The sequence below is a fragment of the Stenotrophomonas sp. YJH_SMC_36 genome (assembly GCF_059369935.1).
Genome location: NZ_JCAFTD010000003.1, coordinates 228,497 through 247,209 on the forward strand (window position 1 = coordinate 228,497; position 18,713 = coordinate 247,209).

An 18,713-nucleotide genomic window follows, 5' to 3' on the forward strand; every position below is an offset into this window, starting at 1 on the left:
CGCTCGCCGGGCATGGCCCGGCGCTACCCGCAGGTGCTTACCAGCCGTAGGGCGGCGGGTAGTCCCAGTAGCCCGGGCCGCGACCGTAGTAGCCGCCATACGGGCCGAAGAACCCCGGGCCCTCGCCTTCGCTGACGTGGATGTTGAGGTTCACCCCGCGGGTCTTGCCCTCGTCGGTGGTGTAGTTCTTGCTCAGATTCAGCGTGGCGGCGTTGTAGTGGCTGTTGCCACCCCGCTTGGAGTACCCGATGCCGGTGGTGAAACTGCCGGAGACCTTCACCTTGTCGTCCTGCACGTCGGCGATGCGGGCATCGTCGTGCATGCGCGGGCCACTCTTGTCACCGTAGTAGGTGCCCGGCGGGTCCTGCTGCAACGTCGGGTCGTTGAGGTAACGCATCGGCGCCTGCGGCAATGTCAGATCCAGCCCGGATGCCTGCGGTGCGGTGGCGCCGGCAGCGGACTGGGCGAGCACGGTCCCGGGCAGGGCCAGGCACAACAGCAGGGTCAGGGGGCGGATCATCTTGGCGCTCCAGCGGACAGGGACCACGCCACACGCGGCGTTACAGGCCGACGCTAGCAGGGCGTGCTTGAATGATGCCTGTCGGCGCCGGATTGGGGTAGAGCCGGGCCATGCCCGGCGGCAGGTCACAGCCGCCCGAACCCGAACAGCTCCGCCAGCGGATGCTTGCGCCGCTCGATGCGGGCCCGCAGCAGCTGTGCGCCGATCATGGAATAGGTGATGCCATTGCCGCCGTAGGCCATTGCCAGGTGCACGCGCGGCCCCCACTGTTCATGCGGGCCGAAGAACGGCAATCCGTCGGCGGTCTCGGCGAAGGTACCGGCCCATGAGAATGCCGGCACCGGGTCGAGCTTGGGGAACCAGTGCAGCAGCTGCTTCATGAGCTTGTCCGCCTTGCCTTCCACCCGCCGGTCGCGCCGTGCCGGAATATCGATGGCATCGTCCAGCCCGCCCACCAGCAGGCGACGGTCGCCGGTGGCCCGCAGGTACAGATAGGGGCGCGCGCTTTCCCACACCATCGTGCGCTGCAGGGGGCCCAGCACCGCGGCATCGACAGGGTCGGTAATGAAGGCATAGCTGCTGCGGTTGCGTGCGACGCGCTGCGAGAGCCAGCGCTGGTTGGCGTATCCCATCGCCAGCACCACGTGGCCTGCGCGGATCGTCGCGCCTGATTCGGTCTTGGCGGTAACGCCCCGTGTGCCTGGCGTCAGCGTGTGCAGCACGGTGCGATCGTGAATGTGGCCGCCGCGCTGGCGCACCCGCTTCAGCAATCCATAGGTGAGGCAGTAAGGGTCGACCCGCGCTGCCTGCCGGGTCAGCAATGCGCCGCCGGCGTCCACATCGAAGCGCTCCGCCAGCGCCTCCGGGTCCAGCCAGCGGGCGTCCAGGCCGGCGCTGCGGCGTGCCTGGCCCTCGGCCATTAGGCGGGGCACGTCGCGGTGGCGACTGGCCAGGTACAGGCTGTCCATGCGCCGGAAGTCCACGTCCTTCAGGCCACGCGCCACTTCGCCCAGTGCCGGGATCGCCTCGGCACAGGCCCGGTAGGCCAGCGTGGCCGCGTCGTGGCCATAGCGCTGGGCCAGTTCCAGCAGATGGGTGTCGATCTCGTACTGCAACAGCGCGGTGCTGGCGGCGGTGCTGCCCCAACCGATGTCGCGCTGCTCGATCAGGGCGACCTCGTGACCGTGTGCTGACAGCTCATCGGCGATCAGTGCGCCGGTGATGCCGCCGCCGACCACCAGCACATCGCAGCGCAGGTCGCCCTCCAGCGGGGGAAATGCCTGGATCAGGCCATTGCGTACGGCCCACCAGGGATAGCCACTTTTCAGGTCCATGGTGATGGGTCAGGCGGTGGGATGGCCGGTGTGCGGCGTGTGGATCAGTTCGGACAGATCGAAGCCCTGCAGCCGCGCCGTGGCCAGATAATGGTCCCGCACGGTGGCGTCCAGCTTCGGCTCGCGTGCCAGCAGCCACAGGTAGCGGCGATCGGGGCTGCCAACCAGCGACACGCTGTAGTCCGGAGCGATCTGGATGACCCAGTAGTCGCCCTTGGCGAAGGGCAGCCAGCGCAGGCCCTTGGGCAAGAAGCTCACTTCCAGGCGCGCGCTGTCGTTGTCGACGGGGCAGGCTTCGCCGCTGGCCTCCTCGACCTGGCCGTCCATGCGGCAGCGGTTGTGGACACTGACGTTGCCGTTGTCGAGCAGGCTGTAGTGCGCCGAGACATCGGTGCAGCCTTCCGGCTCGTGGCGCATGGGCAGGCGCGCGATCTCATACCAGGTGCCCAGGTAGCGGGGCAGCTTGAGGTCGGCGACGGTCTTCAGTGGCAGCTGTTCGGTCATCGGCAGGCGCAGCGGGAACGGGCCTCCACGATGCCGACGGCCTCGCCACGAGCGGGTGAAGCCGGAGCGATGGCGGTGTCCAGAACATTGCGTCGCCGCGGCGTCATTCCCGCTGTCATCGGCGCGGCGGTATCCTGCCGCCAGCGCCGGGTGTTCCGATCCAACCTGAAGTGGAGGTGCCGATGTACCAGGTGATCCTGTTGAAGAGTGAAACCGCGTTCGCGCGCGAGCAATGGCCGCAGGTTGACGATCTGGTGGACTATGAGGGCGTCAGCTACAGCCTGCGCGCCGGTCCGCGCCAGCCGCTGCCGACCGACCACGACTGGCCTCCGGTGGCGGTGTACGCCCCGGACGAAATCACCGAGGAAGAGTTCCAGGACTGGTATGCGCTGCAGCAGCCGACGGTGGAGGAGCTGCGGTTGAAGTACTGAACCGCGGGGGCGGGTGCTGCGGGCGGTGCCGCCCCGGGCATCCGACCTTGACCGGTCGTGCCGTATAGTCGCGCGCAGGCGCGGTGGTCCGCGCGAACCGGTGTGCATCTGGCGTGTCTTCCTTCCTGCAATCGATCCGCATGCGCGGGCCCTGGCTGGGCCTGCTGCTGGGTGCTGCCCTTCTGCTGTCCGCGCCCGCGCTCGCGCAGAACGAGGCGCCTACGCCGAAGCAGCAGCTGGCACAGATTGACAGCGCGCTGAAGGAGATCGAGCGCAAGCGTGACGACGCCGAAGCCACCGAAACACTCGGCACGCTTTCAGAGAACGCGTCGAAGGCCAAGCGGGATGCCGAGGCGCTGGACAAGTCCCTGCAGCCACAGCTGGATCAGCTCAATGAGCAGCTGGCCCAGCTGGGTGAAGCGCCGCAGGGCACCACCGAGCCCCCCGACCTGGCCGCGCAGCGACGCACGCTCACCCGCGAGCGCGATGCCCTGGCCGCCTCGGTGGCCCAGGCAAAATCCATCGCGGTGCGTGCCCAGCAGTTGAGTGCGGACATCGACAAGCAACGTTCCGCGCAGATCAGCGAGGAACTGGGCCGCAAGGTCGATTCACCGCTGTCGCCGTCGCTCTGGCGGCAGGTGGCCGATCAGCTTCCCGATGACATCGCCCGCGTGCGCCCGTTGGCGCAACAGGGGCGTGACACCCTGGCCAAGGCCATCGACACGCACGGCTGGGGCACCCTGCTGCTCGGCCTGGCCGCAGCACTGGTGATGATGTTCCCGCTGCGCCTGTGGCTGCGCGCGCTGGGGCGCCGGTTTGCCGCCTCGGAACGCGCGCCGGACGGCCGCCTGCGCCGTTCCGGCCTGGCCATGTGGCTGCTGCTGGTGGGCACCCTGCTGCCGGGCTATGCGGTGGTGGTGCTGGTGGCTTCGCTGAATGCCATTGGCGGCATCGCCCCGCGCCTGCAGAATGTGGCCGATGGCCTGGTGGCGGCGACCTTCGCTGCGGCCTTCATCGCCGCGCTCAGCGCGTGCCTGCTGATGCCCAGGCGCCCCTCCTGGCGGCTGCTGAACCTGGATGACACCGCCGCGCTGAAGCTGCGCAAGTACGCCTGGGGTGCCGCTGCGCTGGCCTGGCTGAGCAACGTGCTGGTGGCCATTGACCGTGCCACCCGCACCAGCGACGTGACCACGGTGGCACTGGATGGCGTGATTGCGCTGACCTACCTCGGCCTGATCATGGCCATGCTGGTGACCCTGGCACGCCTGCACCGGCGGCAGACGGCTGAAGCCGAAGCGAAGCTGGAAGCGCAGGCCGATGGTCTCGGCGCACAGCAGCCGGTGCGCCGCAGCAGTTGGTTGGTACTGGCGCGCGTGGCTGGCAACATCGCGGTGGTGGCGGCGATCATCGCCACGCTGCTGGGCTATGTGAACTTCGCCAAGTTCGTGAACCAGCAGTTGATCGGCGGCAGCATCGTGGTGCTGGCAGCCACACTGCTGTTCAAGTTCGTCGATGATTTCTGCACCTGGCTGTTGAACGCCGACAGCAAGGTTGGCCAGACCATCCTGCTCAGCACCGGCCTGAGCGTCTCCAGGCTGGAGCAGGCCGGCGTGCTGCTGTCGGCGGTGCTGCGCACCTTCGTGGTCCTGATCGCGCTGCTGGCACTGGCCGCGCCCTTCGGCAATGTCGGCTCGATCGTGGAGCGCTTCGCGTCGCTGGCCAATGGCATTCCCATCGCCAAGGACCTGACGCTGGAGCCGGGCCGCATCGTACTGGCCATCGGTGTGCTGCTGGCCGGGCTGGGGGTGATGCAGGTGGTGCAGCGCTGGCTGGCCGACACCTACCTGCCCAAGACCGAATTGGATCTGGGCGCGCGCAATTCAATCAGCACCGTCGCCCGCTATCTTGGCATCATCATCGCGGTGCTGTGGGCCCTGACGGTGATGGGACTGAACCTGCAGAAGCTGGCGCTGCTGGTCAGTGCGTTGTCGGTGGGTATTGGTTTCGGCCTGCAGGCGATCACCCAGAATTTTGTTTCCGGCCTGATCCTTTTGGCCGAGCGACCGGTGAAGATCGGTGACTGGGTGAAGCTGGGTGACCAGGAAGGCGACATCCGCCGCATCAATGTGCGCTCGACCGAGATCCAGGTGGGCGACAAGTCCACGTTGATCGTGCCCAACTCGGAGCTGATCACCAAGACCATCCGCAACATGACGATGGGCAACAACCAGGGCCGCATCCAGATCCAGTTCGCGGTACCGACCAGCACCGACGTCGCCGGCCTGCGGCAGGCCATGCTGGATGCCTATGGCGCGCACACCAGCGTGCTGCAGACGCCCGCGCCCACGGTATACATCGACGGCATTGCCGGCGGCCAGATCACCATCAACAGCTTCGCCTACGTGGCCAGCCCGCGGCAGGTGTACGGCACCCGCAGCGATCTGTATTTCAGTCTGTTGAAGATCCTGGCGGAGCGGAACATTCCGCTGTCCACGCCAACGGACATCCACATCACCCGCGACCCCCAGGAGTAGGGGATTCCCGGCAGGGCTGCGCCCTGCACCTGCCGAGGCCGGAGCAACAGCAACAGCAACAGCAACACCAACACCAAGCATTCCATGGGATGGCGGGGTGGGTCCGGTTGCGGGGGCCGCTGCAAGTACGTCCATGTAAGCTCGGTCGCCGCATCCATGCGGCTCACGCCCCCGCAACCGGACCCACCCCGCCTTCGACAGATTTCCGCGATCTGCTGGAATTGCTTTTGGGGTCAGATCCGTTTTCTTCCGCAGAAAACGGATCTGACCCCAGATTGATTTCGATATCTGACAGAAGTGTCGACCAAGGTCGGCACCTGCCTACGGCTGCCGGAAACCGTCAGAGGTGGGGCGGTGTGGGTTGGCAGGACCGTTGGCGCCATGGATGGCGCCATCGAGCCCCCATGGATGGGTTTACGGCGTGTCCTGCCAACCTACACCGCCCCGCCATCCCACGGAATGCACGCTGTTGCTGTTGCCTTTGCTCCAGCTCGCAGCAGGCGCAGGGCGCAGCCCTGCAGAGAACCCTATCCCCGCGGTCGGCTGCGCGAAGGCACCAGCGCGAAGGTATCCACGGCCAGCTTCTCGGCGTGATTCAACCAGGCGCGGATCTCCAGATCATCCACTTCGTGATCCAGTCCGAAGGACACATTGATCTTGCCGTCGGCATCAGGCTGGACCCACTGCTGGGCCAGCACCACCTTGCGCTGCGATGACACGGCCTCGATCCAGAAACCGCGATCCGGGCGCGTGCTTGCCACCAGCTGCAGCATGTACTGGCCGGCGCGGGTGCGGCGGCCCTTCTGGGTGATCATGTGGGCCTGGCGCACGCTCGGGCGCGGTCCCTGGAACGCATCCAGCGGCGCGTCCACCGCGATGCCACCACGCAGGTCGTCGTCGCGGTACAGCTTGATGCCGTTGTCGCGGTTCACCAGCAAGGCGCACCAGTCGCCGTCGGCCGACCCATCCTCGAATGCGGTGCAGCGATCCACATAGGCCAGGGTGTTGTCCGGATCGGCATCGTCGAACTGGCGGGACGTGTTCTCCAGATACACCGACTTCAGGCCCCAGTCCTTGTCGTACTCCAGCAGGACCGGCGGCTGCACGTGCTGCATGCCCACCACCACCTGGTCGTCGTTGTCGATCCTCAGTTCGCGGGTCGGCTCGCCCAGCCACAGCGACCGGGCGAATGCCAGGTACTGCGGGTAATCGCGGCCGCCATCGCGACGCGCCGCGACGCTGGCACTGGGGGCACGCGTTTCGTCCAGCAGCGAGCGGCCGAAGCCCATCGTGCGCAGGCCCGGATCGAGCAGGCCCAGCAGGGTGGCGCCGGAGTCCAGCGTCGAGCCGTTCTCCGCCGCCAGCTGGCGCGGCGCCACGCCATCACCGAGGAACAGCAGCAGGTTCTCGCGCTTCTGCCTGGCCAGCACGTGGCTGAGATCGTTGGGCATCGCCAGATGGTCCGAGGCGATCACGATCAACGTGTCCTTGCCGTACGGACTGGCCTGGATGCGCTGGACCAGCTGCGAGATCAGGCGGTCGGTGCATTTGAGCGCGTTGAGCAGGCCGATGTTGCCGTACTGGCTCTGGTAGCGTTCGCCCTTGCACGACACCGGCAGGTGGCCTGCGGGATGGTGCGTATCCATGGTCAGCGTGGTCAGCATGAACGGTGCGCCGGCGCGCGAGAGCTGCTCGAAGCGCTGGTAGGCGGTGTCCAGCAGCACGTCATCGTGTACGCCCCAAGCAGAGTAGTGAATGCGCCCGATCTTCTTCTGCTGCTTGAACCACGCCAGATCATGTACTTCGTCGAAGCCGTGGCTGGCCAGGAACTGGCCCTTGCCGGCGAACTGGCCGTTGGCGCCGCCCAGATAATGGTTGGTGTAGCCCTGCTGCTTCAGGTAGTCGCCCAGGCACACGGCCTTGGGCAGGAAGCTGCCCATCCGGTCCATGCTGTTCTCATCGCCCTGCGAGGTGGTCAGCGGCACGCCGCACATCGATGCCACCAGCCCGGCGATGGTCCAGCCACTGCCTTCGGCCGATGCCAGGCCGCGCACATCCAGCGAACTGGCGGCCAGACGATTGAGATTGGGCATCAGCCCGGGGAACACGTTCTCGTCCAGATAAGTGCGTTCAAGACTTTCGCCGTAGATCCAGACGATGTTGCGCGGCCGCTGCAACGGTTGGGTAGGCACCTGGTATTCCGGCGCGATGCGCGCGAAATCAACCGGTCGCAGCTGCTGGTAAAGACGCTGGCCGTCGCGCGCCAGCGGACTGACCATGAGCGTGACCACCCATGCGACGGCGAAGCCGGCGAACCAGGCCGCACCCCGTCCGGGCCGATGCCAGCGGCGGACCCGCGTGGCGAACAGCGGCAGCAGCGAAACCAGGGCCAGCACGATGAAGCCGGCGATGTAGCCCTTGAAGTCGGCGACGCCGGCACCCTCCATGTCCGCACCCAGGTGGTACAGCGTGGCGGCGTTGAGTCCGTCACCGGAGAGCTTGTCGATCAGCCACCACGTGCTGAGCGCCAGCAACAGCAGTGAGAACGAACCGGCCTTCCACCACATCCATTTGTCGGAAGCGAGGAACAGCCAGACCAGCAGCAACAACGACAGCAGAAGGATCCAGAGCATAGGCGGCTTCGGCAGTGAACGGGGTGGTGCGATGGACGTCGTACCGACGCGTGTCCATCCGACCGGCGCTGCCGCTAGCACGTGTGCATGACAGGCCGATGACCCGATAGTGCATGCACGAACCTGACTGAAATGTTTGTTGATCGACCGCGTGCGGTAACAGCGCGATCAAGTAAAACGGGCGTGAAAACGCGCGTTGGATTGCATTAAGAACCGCATGAATGGGGCACTTCGGAGATGGACGTATGGCGCAGGTGCACATGTCGCGCACCACGCACTCCGCTCATCGATGGCCGCGTTCCTCGCGTGCCCGCGCGCGCCGATCGAACAACAGCGCGCTGGTGACGATGCCCAGCCCCAACGCCACGCCGATCAGCATCAGCACCAGCGCGATCGCCGGGTAACCGAACACATGCCAGCCGGTATCGAGCTTCATCATCAGCGATGCGGCGAGAATCAGCGCTGCGCTGATGATGCCCGCCGCCACGCGGTTGGCGATCTTCTGCAGGTTCTCCATCAGCCGTGATTCCTCCAGCCCGGTCACCTTCATCTGCAGGCGGTTCTCGGCCAGCAGGGCCATGATGTCCGACAGCTTGCGCGGCCCATCGCGCAGCAGCTGCTGCAGCTCCATCGCCTCGCTGGCGAGGTTGGCGGCCGACAGCGACTTCTTCAGGCGCGCGCGCATCACATGCTGCAGCTGGCGCTCGACGATGCGGCGCGTGTCCAGTTCGGGCGCGAGCAGGCGGCAGACCGTCTCCAGGTTCAGCAGCGCCTTGCCCAGCAGGCTCAGTTCCGGCGGCGTACGCAATCCACAGGCCGTGGCGATGCGCACCATGTCCAGCACCACGCGTCCCTCGGAGAAGTTGCCGCTGGCGGCATAGCGCGCGATCAACTGGCCGGTCTCGCGCAGGTAACGCTCCTCGTCGAAGGCTTCCAGCCGGGTGCTGATGCTGATCAGATCGTCCGCCACTTCTTCGCCGCGGCCATCGACGGCGGCGAACAGGATCTTCAGCAGGCGCTCGCGCAGCCGCGGTGGCATGTGCGCGACCATGCCCAGATCGAAGATGGCGAGGCGACCATCGGGCATCACCCGCAGGTTGCCCGGATGGGGATCGGCGTGGATCTCGCCATGCACGAAGATCTGGTCCAGGTAGCCCCGGATCAGCGCGGCTGCCAACGGGTCCATCGACTGCTCGGTACGGCGTACGCCGGGTATCGCGTCCACGCGAACGCCGGTGGCCAGCTCCATGGTCAGCACGCGCTGGCTGCTGTAATCCCAGATCGGCTGCGGGACCCACAGGCGCCGGAAGGGCCGCAGATGGCGGCCGAAGCGGGCCAGGTTCTCGGCCTCGGCGTGGTAATCCAGCTCCTGCATCAGGGTCTTGGCGAACTCGTTGAGCCAGTCGCGCAGGCGGACCCGGCGGCCGACCTGGGTCAGGTGATCGGCGGCCAGAGCGAAGCTGCGCAACGCTTCCAGGTCCGAACGCAGCTGCGCGGCGACCTCCGGCTTCTGCACCTTCACCGCGACCTGCCGGCCGTCATGCATCACCGCACGATGGACCTGGGCGATCGAGGCGCAGCCCAGCGGCTCGGGGTCGAAGGCCGCGAACAGCTTGCTCACCGGTGCCCCCAGCTCCTGCTCGACGATGGCATGGATGCGTTCGACCGGAATCTCGGCCACCTTCTCCTGCATGCGCTCCAGTGCCGTGGCGAACTCCACCGGCACCATGTCTGGACGTGTGGACAGCATCTGGCCCAGCTTGACGAACGTCGGCCCCAGCGCTTCCAGGTCACTGACGAACTGCTCGGGATTGCCGTCGGCCGGCACCTCGGCCTGGCTGCCGGCTGCGTCCAGGTTCATGCCGGAGAACACCCCCGAATGACGGTAGCGCATCAGCAGGCGCAGGATCTGGCTGCGACGGCTCATGCCTTTTACCAGCGGTGGATTGCCAGTGGCGGTGGGCGGATTGTTCAAACGGCACTCCTTGTGGACAACGACCGGTAGTGCCGGGCCATGCCCGGCGGAACGGGATCACCTCGCCAGTCTGGCCGGGGCAGGGTAGGCACGCGGTGAATCCACTTCCTCCCGGGCCGTTGGATCGGTCAGAATCCGTCCATCCTCCCTCCTGGAACCCCCATGGCCGGTGCCAGCCTGTTTGCCCTGCTCGACGATATCGCGACGCTGCTCGATGACGTCTCGATCCTGACCAAGGTGGCCGCGAAGAAGACGGCCGGTGTGCTTGGCGACGACCTGGCGCTGAACGCGCAGCAGGTAACCGGTGTTTCTGCCAACCGTGAACTGCCTGTGGTCTGGGCGGTGGCCAAAGGCTCGCTGCTCAACAAGGTGATCCTGGTTCCGGCCGCGCTGGCGATCAGCGCCCTGGAAGCCTGGCTGCATGGTCGTGGCTGGAACGTGCCGCTGATCGTGCCCTTGATGATGATCGGTGGCGCATTCCTTTGCTTCGAGGGCGTGGAAAAGCTGGCGCACCGTTTCCTGCATTCGGCGGACGAGGACGCCGAGCACCAGGCCGAGCGGCGCAAGGCACTGGCCGATGCGCAGGTGGACATGGTGGCGTGGGAGAAGGACAAGGTGAAAGGTGCGATCCGTACCGACTTCATCCTCTCTGCCGAGATCATCGTCCTGACACTGGGCGTGGTTGCCGCCGCCTCGTTCTCCCAGCAGGTGCTCACCCTGGTGGTGGTCGCATTGGCGATGACGGTGTTCGTCTACGGACTGGTTGCCGGCATCGTCAAGCTGGACGACGCGGGCCTGTACCTCTCGCGCAAGGGCGGAGCGGTCGCAGCGTTCGGACGCGGCCTGGTCGCATCGGCGCCGTGGTTGATGAAGTTCCTGTCGATCGCCGGCACCGTGGCCATGTTTCTGGTCGGCGGCGGCATTCTGGTGCACAACGTGCCGGCGCTGCACCACGCGGTGCAGGCGCTCGGTGGCCAGGGCCAGTGGGGCTGGCTGATCGGCGCGGTTGCCAACATGGTGGTGGGTATCGTCGCTGGCGCCATCGTGCTGGCGGCGGTGACCGGCATCCAGAAGCTGCGCGGGAAGTAGCCGCGTCGCCGGACCGGCGGCGGTAGCGCCGGGCCATGCCCGGCGGAGCGCTTCAGCCCGCCTGCACGCGGTTCTTGCCCTGCCGCTTGGCCGCGTACAGCGCCTCGTCGGCCCGTCGCAGCAGCGCCTCGCTGTCATCGCCGGGCTGCCATTGCGCCAGTCCGGCACTGAAATGCACCGGCACGCGCCGGTCCTGCACGGTCAGTACCCGATGCGCCAGTGAGCGCTGCAGGCGCTGCACGGTGGCCATGCTGTCCGCACCGGGGGTCTCCGGCAGCACCAGCACGAACTCGTCGCCGCCCAGCCGCGCGATGCCATCGGTGGCGCGCAGCAGCAGCCTGCACACCGCCACCATGTGCTGCAGCAGCGCGTCACCGCCGGCGTGACCATGCGCGTTGTTGGTCTGGTGGAAGTCATCCAGATCGATCACCGCCACGCCCAGCGGCGTGTTGTTGCGTTCGGCGCGCGCCAGCTCGCGCTGCAGCAGTTCGTCCAGGCCCCGGCGGTTCAGTGCCTGGGTCAGCGGATCGATGCGCGCGAGGTCGCCGGCCATGCGCAGTTCCTGTTCCAGCTCGGCGATGCGTTGTTCAGCGCGCTCCACGTCCAGCCGTGCGGCAGCCAGGTGGTCGCGTGCCTGCGCGGCCTGCTGCTGCACTTTGCCGGTATCGCGCATCACCTCCTGCAGCAGCTGGTTCAGATCGGCGATGCTGCGCGCCTCGCGCAGCTGCAGTGCGTAGCTGCCGATACGGTCATGGTATTCACCGGTGCTGGTGGCCATGCCATCCATGCGTTCGATGAAATCCCCCATCAGTCCGCGCATCGCCGCCTTGGAGTCGTCGATGCCCTGGCGCAGCAGGCCCTGCCGGTAGATCACCTCGCGCAGCTCGGCACGCGTTCGTTCAACGGCCTCGGCCTGCAGCGGGCCGGACAGCAGTTGCCGCACCGCCGCGATCTGGCCCTGCAGCCAGCTGCGATCGTCCAGCAGTTCGCTCACATTCTCCAGCAGCAGTGCGAACAGCTCCAGCAGCAGCGCCTGCTGTTCCTGCCAGCTGCCGGCACGCACGCCGATCTGATGGCCGAGCTCGCGCACACCCTGCTCGATCGGCTCCAGGGCGCTGCCCGGCTGCCAGTGGCGCAGGCGAAGGGACAGCGCCTGCGCCTGCTCGCGCAGGTCCGGGTCGTGCTGCAGCAGCGCCACTACCGCGCCGCCCAGCAGCAGGCGCAGCTGTTCGGACAGGCGCAGGCTGTCGGGCTGCCCATCCGGTGAATGCTGGTCGATGGTGCGGATGTACTTGTCGATCAGTTGCCGCATCGCCCGCCCGTAGCGTGGCCAGTCGGCGCTGGCCTGCGCGGACTGCAGGCGATCACCCATGTCGCCCAGTTCGCCCGGCAGCGTCGCCATGCCATTGGCGAACGCGGCCAGCAGCGGCTCCGGCGCATCGGCACCGGCAAAGAGCCGTTGCAGGCTTGCGCTGCTGCCGCCCTGCAGGACCACGCGCTCGCCCTCACCCGCGTCGGCAACCGCGCGCACGCGTGCCGGCGGACCGAGGGCGGTGCCGGGGGCGGGGCGCGGATCGGGGTGGTCCGTCATGGAGCGAATCCTGGGGCTGGCAGGGTCTGGTTCCAGCATATCGGCGCGGCTGCCGATGGCTTGAACGGCTAGGATGGGCGACAGGATGCCGCACGGGAGGTGGTGATGCGCGTGATGTTGCTGGGGGCGACCGGCCTGGTCGGCGGGCTGACACTGCCCGGGCTGCTGGACGACCCGCGCTGCAGCGCCGTGATCGCGCCCACCCGGCGTCCGCTGGCGTTGACCCATGGGAAGCTGGAGAACCCGGTGCTGGCCTTTGACGCGCTGCCGGCCTCGCCTGAGTGGGCGCGCGTGGACGCGGTCATCTGCGCGCTGGGCAGCACCATCGCCCAGGCCGGCAGCCGCGAGGCCTTCCACCGCATCGACCATGACTATCCGCTGGCGTTCGCCCGCCTCGCACAGGCACAGGGCGCGAAGACCTATGTATTGAATTCCGCCGCCGGTGCCAACCCGCAGTCGTCGATCTTCTATAGCCGGGTGAAGGGTGAGCTGGAGCGTGACCTGCGCGCGCTGGGGTTTGCTTCGCTGACCCTGGTGCGGCCTGGACTGATCGGCGGCGAGCGCACCGAGGTCCGTCGTGGCGAGCGTTTCGCACTGGCGGTGCTCGGTGCCCTGGGGCCGGCACTGCCGCGGGCATGGCGGATCAATCCAGCCGTCGAGATCGCCAGGGCACTGACCGGAGCCGCGCTGGCCCCGCAACCGGGTGAGCACGTGGTGACATCAAGCGCACTGGTCGGCTGATGTCGCGTGCGCTGCGCCTGACCCAGCTGCTGCAGCTGCTGCGCCGCCATCGACGGCCGGTGGCCGGACAGGTGCTGGCCGATGCGCTGGGTATCAGCCTGCGTACGCTGTACCGCGACATCGAGACGCTGCGCGGGCAGGGCGCTGACCTGCGCGGCGAGGCCGGCGTCGGCTACCAGCTCGCGCCGAGCGACACGCTGCCGCCGATGACCCTGCCACCGGCCGAGATCGACGCGCTGGTGCTGGGCCTGCGCTGGGTTGCGGCCCGCACCGAGCCGGCGCTGGCCGAGGCTGCCCGTGATGCGTTGGCGCGCATCGCGCATGTGTTGCCCGCCGCCCGCCGCGAGGCACTGCGTGACAGCGGTCTGCGCGTGGGCCCTTCACGAACAGCGGCGAAGGTACCGGCGGCCCGGCTCCAGGCCGTGCGCGAAGCCGTAAGCGCACAGCAGCGCCTGAAGTTCGGCTACGAAGATGCGCACGGCCAGCGCAGCGAGCGCATCGTCTGGCCCTTCGCGCTGGGCTACTTCGACGAAGTTCCGATGCTGGCGGCGTGGTGCGAGAGCCGCGAAGACTTCCGCCACTTCCGGCTGGACCGCATCCGGCAGGTGCGCGCGCTGGAGGATCGCTATCACGTGCCACGCGCGATCCTGCTGCGGCGCTGGCAGAAGGCCCAGGGCATCGCACCGGACTGGTTGGATCGTTCGTAGCATCGGGCTTGCTCGACGGCCTTCGAGCTTGGCGAACAGCGGGCGAACAATCGCGATGCTGCTGACAGAATCTGTCAGCAGGGCGGTACCACCATGAAGGCTCCCAACAACGGAGCGTCCCCATGTTCAGGCCCAGCACCCTGCTGCAGTACGCAAGCGATGTCGCTGCCAGCACCGCCTTCTACAGCGGCATCCTCGGCACACCCCCCGTCGAGCAGTCGCCCGGCTTTGCCCTGTTCCTGCTCGGCGACGGCGCCGCGCTCGGCCTGTGGCAGCGCGATGACGTGCAGCCGCCGGTGTCCACGCAGGCCGGCGCCGCGGAACTGGCGATGGTGGTCGCCAACCCGGAGGCTGTACAGCAGATGCACGACGCGTGGCGCGCACTCGGCGTGCAGATCGTGCAGGCCCCGGTCACCCTGGAATTCGGGCATACCTTCGTGGGTGTTGATCCGGATGGGCACCGCCTGCGTGTGTACAGCCGCGCCGAGGGCCTGCCCGCGCGCGGTTGAAATGAGGGGAGCCGGTACCTGCCGGTTCCGCTGTTCCCGGATGTGGTTCCGCCCACCTTCGGTTGACCAGCAGGAAGCTGCCGAGCATGGGCTCGGCTCTGCCGTAGAGCGCGCACAAAAAAACGCCGGGCACTGCCCGGCGTCTTCTGTGTTTCAGAGGTGGTGGTCGATCAGCTGGCCAGGGCCAGGTCGTCCATCATCGCGCGCAGGAAGCGGGCAGCTTCGCCGCCGGTGGCTGCGCGGTGGTCGAAGGTGACCGACAGCGGGATGACCTTGTGCGCTTCCACGCCGCCCATCACCGGGGTCATCTGGTGGCGGGCACGGCCGGCACCGACGATGGCCACGCACGGCGGCACCACGACCGGGGTCGCGTAGCGGCCGGCGAACATGCCGAAGTTGGACAGCGAGATGGTGTAGCCACTCAGTTCCGAGGCCGCGATCGAGCGCGCTTCCACCTGCTCGCGCAGGCGGTTCACGCCCTCGCGGATGCCACGGGCATCCAGCATGTCGGCGTTGCGCAGGGCCGGCACGAACAGGCCGTCGTCGGTGTCCACGGCGATGCCAATGTCCACCTGCGCGTGCAGGGTGCGGGTCAGCGCTTCGCCATCGAACCAGGCGTTCATCGCCGGCACCTTCTGCGCGGCAACCACGATGGCACGCACCAGGCGGGCGGTGACGTCGTTGCCGGGCAGCCAGGCATGGATGTCGGCGTCGTCGTTGAGCGTGGTCGGTACAACCTTGCTGTGCGCATCGGCCATCACCCGCGCCATGTTGCGGCGCACGCCCTTCAGCGGTTCCGGCTGGCCCTTGGCGACCACGCCCGGCGGTTGCGTGCGCATCGGCTTGCCCGCCGCAGACAAGGGGGTGCGGGTTTCGTTCTGAACCGGCGCAGACACCTGCGCCGGGGCCGGCGCGGCATAGGCCGCAGCGGCAGCCGGGGCCGGCGCGGCGCCGAGCTTGGCGGTGCCGTTGGCGGCGGCCTGCTTGACGTCGGCCATGGTCACCGCGCCATCGCTGCCGGTGGCGCGCACGCGGCTCAGGTCGACGCCCAGCTTGCGGGCCATCGCACGCACCGCCGGTACGGCCTTGACGCCACCGACGGCCAGCGCCTGCTCGGTGTGCACGGCATTGGAGCTCTGCATCGCGCCGACCACTGTGCCGGCGTCATCGCGCTCGGCCTTGGCGTCCTCGGCGGCGGCGGCCGGTGCCGGAGTCGGCAGCGGCGGCGGGGTCGGTGCTGCGGCCGCAGCCGGTGCCGGCGCATGGCCGTGGCTGTGGCCGGTGTCCTGGCCATCGGCACGCTGCGGCAGGTTCGGGTCGATCTCGAAGCTGGCCAGCACCGAGCCGGTCGGAATGATGTCGCCGGCCGCACCGGACAGCTTCAGCACCTTGCCGGAGACCGGCGACGGCACTTCCACCACGGCCTTGGCGGTCTCCATCGACACCAGCGGCTCGTCCAGCTTGATCACATCGCCTTCCTTCACGAACCACTCGACGATGGTCGCGTCCGGCAGGCCTTCGCCCAGGTCGGGCAGGTTGAAATTCTTGGTCTGGCTCATTTGCAGTTCTCTTCCAGCAGTTCCAGTTCGCGGGCCGGCAGCCAGCCCGTCGCACCATTGGCGCGCTCGGACCACCACCATCCGCCGTGTTCGTGATGCAGCTTGACCATCTCGCCGCTTTCCACATCCAGCTCGCGGGCGTCGTAATCACGCAGGGCTTCCGCGCGACCGTCGTCCAGCAGTTGCAGCCAGGCGACGGGCGCCCAGCCGGCGCGTCCATCGCTGGTGCGTACCCAGGCAAACGCCGGCCATTCCTCGTCACGTACGCCTACTTCGACGATCTGGCCGGTGCGGAACCGGAGCGGGTTGGGATACTGGCTGCGGTAAGCCCCAAGGAGGCGGGCCCGCATGTCAGCCTGCCGCCACCGCGCGCTTGGCCGCGGTCACGATCCGGTCCACGCTCGGCAGGTACTTCATCTCCAGGCGGAACAGCGGAATGTGGGTGTCGTAGCCGGTAACGCGCTCGACCGGGGCCAGCAGGTCGTACATCGATTCCTCGGCCAGGCGCGCGGCGATTTCCGCACCGAAGCCCGCGGTCTTCGGGGCCTCCTGCACGATCACGCAGCGGCCGGTCTTGGACACCGACTCGGCGATGGTGGCGAAGTCCAGCGGACGCAGCGTGGCCACGTCGATGACTTCGGCACTGATGCCCTCGCCAGCCAGCTTGTCGGCCGCTTCCAGCGCTTCCTTCACCTGCGCACCCCAGGCGACCAGGGTCACGTCGGTGCCGTCGCGCAGCACGAAGCACACGTCCAGCGGCAGGGCTTCGCCGTCGTTGACGACCACTTCCTTGTACTGGCGGTAGATGCGCTTGGGCTCCATGTAGATCACCGGATCGGGATCGCGCATGGCGGCCAGCAGCAGGCCATAGGCGCGCTGCGGGCTGGACGGCAGCACCACGCGCAGGCCCGGCACGTTGGTGAAGATCGATTCGTTGGCTTCGCTGTGGTGTTCCGGCGCACGGATGCCACCGCCCCACGGCACGCGCAGCACCATCGGGCAGTGCAGGCGGCCACGGGTACGGGTGCGCAGGCGCGCGGCGTGGCAGATGATGTGGTCGACCATCGGGTAGACGAAGCCATCGAACTGGGCTTCGGCCACCGGCTTCATGCCCTGCGCGGCCAGGCCGACGGTGAGGCCGGCGATGGTCGTTTCATCCAGCGGGGTGTCGAGGATGCGCTGCGCACCGAAGCGCTGCTGCAGGCCGGCGGTGGCGCGGAACACGCCGCCGTTGACGCCCACGTCCTCGCCCAGCACCAGCACCGACGGGTCGTGTTCCAGCTCCCAGGCCAGCGCCTGGGTGATGGCTTCGATCAGGGTGATGGGGGTAGCGGTCATTGCGATGTCTCCACCGGCGACAGCAGCGCTGTCGGCGGCATTGGCCTGGGAAGCGGAAGCGCCCGTCTTGATGTCATCCATGGCGCTGCTCCAGGGCAATGGCGGCCGCGCGCTGGGCCAGAAGATCCGGCGGCGGATCGGCATACAGGTAGTCGAACATCGCCTCGACCGGCTGCACCGGGGTATTGAGGTACTGGTTCACTTCCTCGTCGACCCTGGCGCCGCACTGCTCCACCCAGGCCTTTTCTTCATCCTCGCTCCACACGCCCTGGGCGGTGAGGTACTTGCGCAGGCGCAGCATCGGCTCACGGGTCCAGGCATCCTTCACTTCGGCGTCGTCGCGGTAGCGGCGCGCGTCGTCGGCGGTGGTGTGGTCGGACAGGCGGTAGGTCATCAGTTCCAGCACGGTGCCGCCTTCGCCGGCGAGGCCGCGCTCGCGCGCCTGTTCCATCGCTGCCAGCACCGCGATCAGATCGTTGCCGTCCACCTGCAGGCAGTGCAGGCCGCCAGCCAGGCCCTTCTGTGCCAGCGTTTCGGCGCCGGTCTGCGCCGAGCGCGGCACCGAGATGGCCCAGCCGTTGTTGACGATGCACAGGATCAGCGGCAGCTTGTAGGCACCGGCAGAGTTCAGTGCGGCATAGAAGTCGGTCTTCGAGCTGCCGCCATCGCCACACACCGCCACCGCGACCTGCTGCTCGTTGTTGAGCTTGAACTTCAGCGCGGCGCCCGCAGCGTGCAGGCACTGCGTGGAAATCGGCACGCAGAACGGGAAGTCCTTCACCGCATTGCCGGTGAAGTCGTTGCCGCGCTCGTCGCCGCCCCAGTACATCAGCACGTCGTACGGGCGCACGCCACGCATGAACATCGCGCCGTACTCGCGGTAGCTCGGGCCGAGCACGTCGCCTTCGCGCATGCCGGCGCCGATGCCCACGTGCGCCGCCTCGTGACCCAGGCAGGCGGCATAGGTACCCAGCTTGCCGGTGCGCTGCAGGGCGATGGATTTGCTGTCGAACGTGCGTACGTACAGCATCTGCTTGAACAGCGGCACCAGGACGCGCGGATCCTTCAGGGATTCGGGCAGGTCGTCGCGGACGAGCGTGCCGTCCGCATCCAGATACTGCAGGTATTCGATCTTGAATTCAGCGGCAACCGTCATCGCGTACTGCACCTTCGACAGAGAAGTTACAAATGATATGAATCGCCATGTTAAGGAACGCGTACGAAATAGCCTTCCTGCGGCGCAACACG

General features: G+C 67.6%; 16 protein-coding genes. 6 read left to right on the forward strand and 10 right to left on the reverse strand.

What is annotated here, in order from left to right; genetic code table 11:
• Positions 1 to 37: 37 nt before the first annotated feature.
• The 3 genes from AC5P76_RS07620 to AC5P76_RS07630 form a co-directional block, all read right to left on the reverse strand.
• Complete coding sequence (locus AC5P76_RS07620) at positions 38 to 520, reverse strand: hypothetical protein (protein ID WP_253119321.1); 483 nt, start codon at positions 518 to 520, stop codon at positions 38 to 40.
• A 125-nt stretch (positions 521 to 645) separates the two neighbouring features.
• Entirely contained in the window at positions 646 to 1,854 is a 1,209-nt protein-coding gene (locus AC5P76_RS07625) for an NAD(P)/FAD-dependent oxidoreductase (protein WP_253119318.1), read from the reverse strand.
• 9 nt (positions 1,855 to 1,863) lie between these two features.
• Positions 1,864 to 2,358: a lipocalin family protein gene (locus AC5P76_RS07630; RefSeq protein WP_053520408.1), complete on the reverse strand. Its 495-nt coding sequence runs from the start codon at positions 2,356 to 2,358 to the stop codon at positions 1,864 to 1,866.
• A 182-nt stretch (positions 2,359 to 2,540) separates the two neighbouring features.
• Between AC5P76_RS07630 and AC5P76_RS07635 the strand changes: the two genes are divergently transcribed.
• Positions 2,541 to 2,789 (forward strand): hypothetical protein, encoded by a 249-nt coding sequence (locus tag AC5P76_RS07635; RefSeq protein ID WP_053520409.1) that lies wholly within the window; start codon positions 2,541 to 2,543, stop codon positions 2,787 to 2,789.
• A 140-nt stretch (positions 2,790 to 2,929) separates the two neighbouring features.
• Positions 2,930 to 5,323, forward strand: coding sequence for a DUF3772 domain-containing protein (locus AC5P76_RS07640; RefSeq protein WP_253119330.1), 2,394 nt, complete (start codon positions 2,930 to 2,932; stop codon positions 5,321 to 5,323).
• 527 nt (positions 5,324 to 5,850) lie between these two features.
• Here AC5P76_RS07640 and AC5P76_RS07645 read toward each other — a convergent pair.
• Positions 5,851 to 7,956: a phosphoglycerol transferase I gene (locus AC5P76_RS07645; protein WP_253119315.1), complete on the reverse strand. Its 2,106-nt coding sequence runs from the start codon at positions 7,954 to 7,956 to the stop codon at positions 5,851 to 5,853.
• Positions 7,957 to 8,239: 283 nt separating this feature from the next.
• Entirely contained in the window at positions 8,240 to 9,883 is a 1,644-nt protein-coding gene (locus AC5P76_RS07650) for an ABC1 kinase family protein (protein ID WP_227255316.1), read from the reverse strand.
• Between the two features lie 210 nt (positions 9,884 to 10,093).
• Here AC5P76_RS07650 and AC5P76_RS07655 point away from each other — a divergent pair, with 210 nt between their 5' ends.
• Positions 10,094 to 11,020 (forward strand): DUF808 domain-containing protein, encoded by a 927-nt coding sequence (locus AC5P76_RS07655; protein ID WP_111186575.1) that lies wholly within the window; start codon positions 10,094 to 10,096, stop codon positions 11,018 to 11,020.
• Positions 11,021 to 11,072: 52 nt separating this feature from the next.
• Here the strand turns inward: AC5P76_RS07655 and AC5P76_RS07660 are convergent, their stop codons facing one another.
• Complete coding sequence (locus tag AC5P76_RS07660; protein WP_053519859.1) at positions 11,073 to 12,611, reverse strand: GGDEF domain-containing protein; 1,539 nt, start codon at positions 12,609 to 12,611, stop codon at positions 11,073 to 11,075.
• A 105-nt stretch (positions 12,612 to 12,716) separates the two neighbouring features.
• On the opposite strand from AC5P76_RS07660, the gene AC5P76_RS07665 reads away from it, so the two are divergent.
• The 3 genes from AC5P76_RS07665 to AC5P76_RS07675 all read left to right on the forward strand — a co-directional run bounded on the left by AC5P76_RS07665 (position 12,717) and on the right by AC5P76_RS07675 (position 14,568).
• The gene (locus AC5P76_RS07665; RefSeq protein ID WP_065174362.1) at positions 12,717 to 13,352 is read left to right on the forward strand and encodes a Rossmann-fold NAD(P)-binding domain-containing protein; all 636 of its coding nucleotides are present in this window, start codon (positions 12,717 to 12,719) and stop codon (positions 13,350 to 13,352) included.
• Positions 13,352 to 14,059 (forward strand): helix-turn-helix transcriptional regulator, encoded by a 708-nt coding sequence (locus AC5P76_RS07670; protein ID WP_065174363.1) that lies wholly within the window; start codon positions 13,352 to 13,354, stop codon positions 14,057 to 14,059. Before AC5P76_RS07665 ends, AC5P76_RS07670 begins: the two co-directional genes overlap by 1 nt.
• A gap of 122 nt (positions 14,060 to 14,181) precedes the next feature.
• Positions 14,182 to 14,568: a VOC family protein gene (locus AC5P76_RS07675; RefSeq protein ID WP_495222716.1), complete on the forward strand. Its 387-nt coding sequence runs from the start codon at positions 14,182 to 14,184 to the stop codon at positions 14,566 to 14,568.
• 170 nt (positions 14,569 to 14,738) lie between these two features.
• Here AC5P76_RS07675 and AC5P76_RS07680 read toward each other — a convergent pair whose 3' ends face one another.
• From AC5P76_RS07680 to pdhA, 4 genes are read right to left on the reverse strand one after another with little or no spacing between them, the layout of a single operon-like run.
• Positions 14,739 to 16,127 (reverse strand): dihydrolipoamide acetyltransferase family protein, encoded by a 1,389-nt coding sequence (locus AC5P76_RS07680; RefSeq protein WP_253119312.1) that lies wholly within the window; start codon positions 16,125 to 16,127, stop codon positions 14,739 to 14,741.
• The gene (locus AC5P76_RS07685) at positions 16,124 to 16,477 is read right to left on the reverse strand and encodes an SH3 domain-containing protein (protein WP_053519854.1); all 354 of its coding nucleotides are present in this window, start codon (positions 16,475 to 16,477) and stop codon (positions 16,124 to 16,126) included. The genes AC5P76_RS07680 and AC5P76_RS07685 overlap by 4 nt, the downstream gene beginning before the upstream one ends.
• A gap of 1 nt (position 16,478) precedes the next feature.
• The gene (locus tag AC5P76_RS07690) at positions 16,479 to 17,546 is read right to left on the reverse strand and encodes an alpha-ketoacid dehydrogenase subunit beta (RefSeq protein ID WP_053519853.1); all 1,068 of its coding nucleotides are present in this window, start codon (positions 17,544 to 17,546) and stop codon (positions 16,479 to 16,481) included.
• Positions 17,539 to 18,621, reverse strand: a complete 1,083-nt coding sequence (gene pdhA / locus AC5P76_RS07695) for a pyruvate dehydrogenase (acetyl-transferring) E1 component subunit alpha (RefSeq protein ID WP_053519852.1) — start codon at positions 18,619 to 18,621, stop codon at positions 17,539 to 17,541. Before pdhA ends, AC5P76_RS07690 begins: the two co-directional genes overlap by 8 nt.
• Between the last annotated feature and the right edge of the window lie 92 nt (positions 18,622 to 18,713).